We start from the raw sequence: 5,215 nt of genomic DNA, 5'->3' as shown, positions 1-5,215 counted from the left end.
GTTAAAATCAACATCATAATCTAAATTCAATTTTTCTTTCATAAAGCTTTCAGTTTGATTTGTCCAATTTGCAACTGTCAAATCAAAACTTGGGAGTTCTATTAGAATCTGAAATAAAAGTGAATTAAAAAGATGATTTTCTTTTAAATCTCTTTCGATTTCTTTTAACTGATGGTAGTCACTACTAGGATTTAATAATCTTACAGAAATACTACGCATTTCGTTTATGGAATTTTTAATGTCATTACCAAAAAAACGATTTTTTGCTGTAATAATTTCTTTTGGTAGTTCAATTCCCCAAGGTCTTTCTTCTGTTGTTTTTCCTAATAATTTATTCTTTAATGAATTTCCTCTAACTACAATATTGTTTTTTTTGAAATTGTTAGTCGAGCAAAGTTCTTCATAGTGTTTGATGATTGATTGATGATTGTTTTCAGAGTATTTGTAAACAATAATTGAGTTGTCTAAAGTAGGATTGTCAACACAATTTATTTTTGCGTCATCTGCTTTTCTTAGTACAGAAAATACGTCAATAATATTTTGAGGAGACCTTCTGTTATCTGTTAAGTCAAAAGAATTCCAACTATCGTCTGCGTTATATTTTTTTAAAAATTCATTTGGATTAGCATCTCTCCACTCATACAGACTTTGATAAGGGTCACCAATTAATTCAATGTTTTTTAATCCTTCTTTAGACAATTCTTCAAAAATTGCGTGTTGAATTAAAGAGTTATCTTGAGCTTCATCAATTATGATAAAAGGAAACCTCAAGGCTAACCATTGACAAATTTTTGGATTTGTTCTTAATATATGAAGAGCAATAAATGCTGAATCTCCTGTTGATATTAACCCTTTTTTAAACTGCGTTTGTTTAATTAATTGGCAATAGTTGTTGAATTTATCAGAATCTACAGTTCCATTAGAAGGTGTTTTTCCTTCAACTGTAAATTTTCCATCAGGTTCTATTCTAATTGAACTTGGTTGATACGCATAGAAAATACTTCTATTGTTTTTTGCTTTATATTCAGGGTTGTTCAATGGTCTTTTTAAACCTTCTTTTAATTTCCCATCTCTACCAGTATATTCATTCTTCCACATATCATTTAGAATATTGGTATGGTCAAGAATTTTAGGTCTATTAAAATCTCGATTTAAGATATTATAAAAAGGAAGTGTGATAAATTTATTTATAAAACTATCAATAGTGGAAACGTGATTAGGGAACCTTAAAATTTTCCCACTTAGTTTTGAATAAGATTCGTTTATTTCATCTTTTGCAGAGTTTGTAAATGATAGACAAGCGATACCTGAATAGGAATCAATTTCTTTTGACTGTTCTAACTCTATAATTTTTTGAGCTATTGTGGTTGTTTTACCGCTTCCAGGACAAGCATTTAATATGATTTTCCCTCTTGCTTGGAGATATGCACTTCTTTCTTCATTTAAGTCATAAATCATATTCCTTGTCTTAAATGAGTTAGTCCTTCCTGTATATATGGAGGGATTACAAAGGAATCTTTTGCACTTACCAAGTTTTCAAGGATATGTATCGAAAAATCTTGAGCAAAGTCAGCTTTTGATGGTAATGCTTTCCATAATAAAATCCCTACTTTTCGTTTTTCAGTTTCTGACATAATATCATTATCGAACGTTGCAGTATATTCAATGATTTTATCAATTTTATCTGAAAATTTTTGATTGACATAGTCAAAAAGAAAATTATCAGATAGTTCCGTGCGATTCTCCTTAATGTTATGAATGGCCAATTCATACTCTAAAGTTTTATAAGAGTGAGATATTTTTATGTTATCTGCATTATTTGCAACGGAGTTTAAATTTGCAATTCTAGTTACTTGATTTCCATTTTGTATGTTATCATCTAACTCTGTTAAAACAGAATAATCTGTTTCTAGTAATTTGTCAAAACTATACTTCGATTCTTTAGAAGATGTAAAACGGTCATCATCTGTAAGTACTGTAATTGGTTTGTTTATTCTTTTACTTTCCTCTTGTTTGTTGAATAAATATAAGAACGGATAAAAAGATGTTCCTTTTACATTAACTACTTCAACTCTATAATCTTCCAGTTGATAATCGTCTAATCTTGTAAATGAAGAAAGTAAAAGTTCTTCTGAAATTCCTTCCACAAACAATACTGACTTTGCGTAAAAAAGTTGAGACTTTGTTACGTCAATATATCGTTCAAGTTTTTTTTGACTTAATTGAAAATCAACATCTCTTAATGGAGTGTTATTAGTCGTATCTTGAATTATATTTTCAGCTAATCTATTTTGAAATTGGTGTTCTAGCTTATGAGCTTTCTTATTATCTAATAGGATTAGGTTCTTTAAAGGTACTTTTGAAGTTAGAGTAGGAGAATGAGTAGTTATAAACAACTGACTATTATCTGAAGTGTTAGCACTAGTAAGAAAGTTGTATAAGCTTAATTGAAGTTGAGGGTGTAAATGGGCTTCAGGCTCTTCAATTAGAAGAGCATAATGTGGTATTTCATTATCTTCTATTTGTTGTTTAACGTCTCCCAATACAATTGCAATATAAATGAGGTTATTTAAACCTAAGCTATTTTGCCACAAGTGAAATCCTTCTTCATTTAAACTTTCTCTGTTATGAGGTAAAAATGGTTTTATTGCGTTGACAATATATTCTGTTCTTGAATCTTCTATTCTAAGACCAATTTTGTTGTCTAAAAACTTCTTAAAAATACCTTCCAAATTTTGATTTACGCCATCTCTAGTATTTGTCACTTCTTCTCTGCCAAGTAGCTGAGAATTTGCGTCTTTCATTATCTGCTCAATCTCAGATTCTGTTTGGTTCCTTTTTACGAATCTTTTAATTACTCTACCTAAAACATTTCCACGAGTACTTAATAAATCACGAGTACTATCTCTTAATGCTCCTAAATAATAATGTTGAAATAATTCAAAAGTTTTGTAGTCAGCTTTTTGACCATCAATATCTCCAGTATTATATGAAAACTGAGGGTATTTCCCATCTTTTTCTTCATAGCTGATTGTTATTTTAGCATAATCCTCAGCAGTATCATCTGGGTCTATTACCATATACTCATAAAAAGCACCTTTTTGAGCAGTTGTAAGGCCTTTAAAAAGATATGTTATTGTAATTAGTGTGGCTTTTTCAATATGGATTCCAGCGTCAGTTGTTACTCTTTTTTGATAAAAATCATCAGATGATACAGATATTTCTCTTATCGGTTCACCAATATTGTATAACAACCTTATTGCATCAATTAAAGCAGATTTACAACTTCCGTTTTCACCAATAATTATATTGATATTAGGGTCAAATTCTGTTTCCACAATTTCAACTCCTTTATAATTTTCTACTTTGATATATGATAGATACATTCTTTGATTTTAGGAGGTGATTTGGTATTACAGCTAACGGTTAGTATATGAAAAGTAGGGCGGTTGATAAGCAATTACTTTCAGTTTTGCACTTAGCCATATTTTTCATTTTAATTTTATCTTTTCGTTTTCTAAAATACAAATTAAAAATATGGCGGGCTTTGCAAATAAGCACAAGCCTATGGTTTTAGCACTTTTTGCCCTATTTTTTATATACATTGTTAGCTTGCGTTTTTCTTCAGCTGTTCTTTATTTACTAAAATCAAAACTCCTCCAATAATAAATCCACTTATTAGTCCTCCAAAATGGGCTGCATTATCAATACCGCCTAAAAACCCGAATAATAGACTTACTCCTGCATAAAGTCCCAACAACATCCAAGTCATTCCTCTCATATAATTTGGGTAAATTTTGAAAACGGTAAACGCTAAAATCAGTCCATAAAGTCCAAAAATTGCTCCAGATGCTCCGACACTAACCGTGTTTTCGTGCCAATAAATACTCGCTAAACTCGCGAGTATTCCGCAAATAACATAAACAACTATCAGCTTTACTGAACCGAGTACATTTTCTAATAAACTACTTCCAAGCCCAAGACCTATTAAGTTCATAAACAAGTGTAAAAGTCCTCCGTGAATAAACATAGAAGAAAGTAATCTCCAATATTCTCCATTCATAACTTCAACTCTTCTATTTCCTCCAATTTCGAGTAATTCTTTTGGTGTAGGCGAAACAATGTTAAGCCCGTCAAATATCATAATTAAGAAAACAATAATATTTAAAAGTAATAAAATTGCAGTAGCTTTATTTTCGCCCATTGGGTTTAGAAAACCTAATATGTCTTTTAAATCATCTTCTTTTAATGGTTTATTTTTTTTTATATCGTTTAATTCCTTTTTATCAATTTTTGGAATTAGCACCATTACTAATAGAATAAAAGCTCCAATTCCAAAAGAACCAAAAATCCAAGGGAAAGAATTGCCAAGTCTTTCGTTAAAAACATCTTTCTTTGGAATAAGTATTATTTGTTCCTTTTCGTTCAAATTGGCATTCTTTTCTTTTATGGCTTCTATAAAACCATCTCTGTCATCAGAATATCCAAGTTGTTCAAAATATTCTACATCTTGAAAATTATAGGTTTTAAACTCTTTTTCGGATTTGTTTATAAAGGTTCTATATTCTGAATTTTTCCTTTGTTCATTAATTCTGTTGCTTACATTTTTTTTATACTCAACTCCATACCAAATTGAATTTGTGTTTTCAAAAGGGCAAGCGAGATATAAGTAAAAGTTCAAGTTATCATTATTTCTCCCAGAGGTTCTTGCAGTTGCATAAGGAAGACTTGAGTTATGGTCAATATCAAATGAAGTTAGTTTGAAATATTTTTCATTTTTTAATTCTTTTATTTTTGAGATTGATGATATCTCGTTCAAGTCAAAAGAACTTTTCTCAATGTAGTTTTGACTTATAATTATTGGGACAGCCATTGCAGCTGCCATAGCGAATTGATATCCAAAATATCCATTATCTCTTTTACCTCTAATATTTAAAATTCGAATCCTTCTTCGTAGCCAAATTAGTATTGGAATCCACGGAAGAGCGAAAGGAATCCAAAAATTCAACAAGTTTTCTTTTAAAGGTAAAATCCCGAGTTTAATATCTAAAGTCCAACGAAAAATATTGTAAAAAAGAATAGTTCCTATCGAAACTATTATAAATGGGATATATACCTCTTGAAGTTTTGTTTTAATATTGTTCAATTCTCGATGTTCGTTTTAAATGCAAGCTAACGTTTAGTATAAATGGTCGTTTTAATGCCATTTATACAG

The 5,215-nt window shown here is 30.0% G+C and carries 3 protein-coding genes; all 3 read right to left on the bottom strand.

Annotation, left to right across the window (positions count from 1 at the left end; genetic code table 11):
* A partial coding sequence (locus tag CXF67_RS07890; RefSeq protein ID WP_102088261.1) for a UvrD-helicase domain-containing protein occupies nt 1-1,458 on the bottom strand: 1,458 nt, incomplete at its 3' end.
* The gene (locus CXF67_RS07885) at nt 1,455-3,386 is read right to left on the bottom strand and encodes an ATP-dependent nuclease (protein ID WP_102088260.1); all 1,932 of its coding nucleotides are present in this window, start codon (nt 3,384-3,386) and stop codon (nt 1,455-1,457) included. The genes CXF67_RS07885 and CXF67_RS07890, both read right to left, overlap by 4 nt.
* Before the next feature lie 221 nt (nt 3,387-3,607).
* Complete coding sequence (locus CXF67_RS07880) at nt 3,608-5,146, bottom strand: rhomboid family intramembrane serine protease (RefSeq protein WP_102088259.1); 1,539 nt, start codon at nt 5,144-5,146, stop codon at nt 3,608-3,610.
* Nucleotides 5,147-5,215 lie beyond the last annotated feature (69 nt).

This window comes from Psychroflexus sp. MES1-P1E (assembly GCF_002836055.1).
Taxonomy (GTDB): domain Bacteria; phylum Bacteroidota; class Bacteroidia; order Flavobacteriales; family Flavobacteriaceae; genus Psychroflexus.
This window is presented reverse-complemented; position numbering and strand designations above follow the sequence as displayed.

Coding starts and splice junctions, on each gene's coding strand:
- CXF67_RS07885 (WP_102088260.1), bottom strand. CDS start 3,386: ATGTATCTATCATATATCAAAGTAGAAAATTATAAAGGAGTTGAAATT.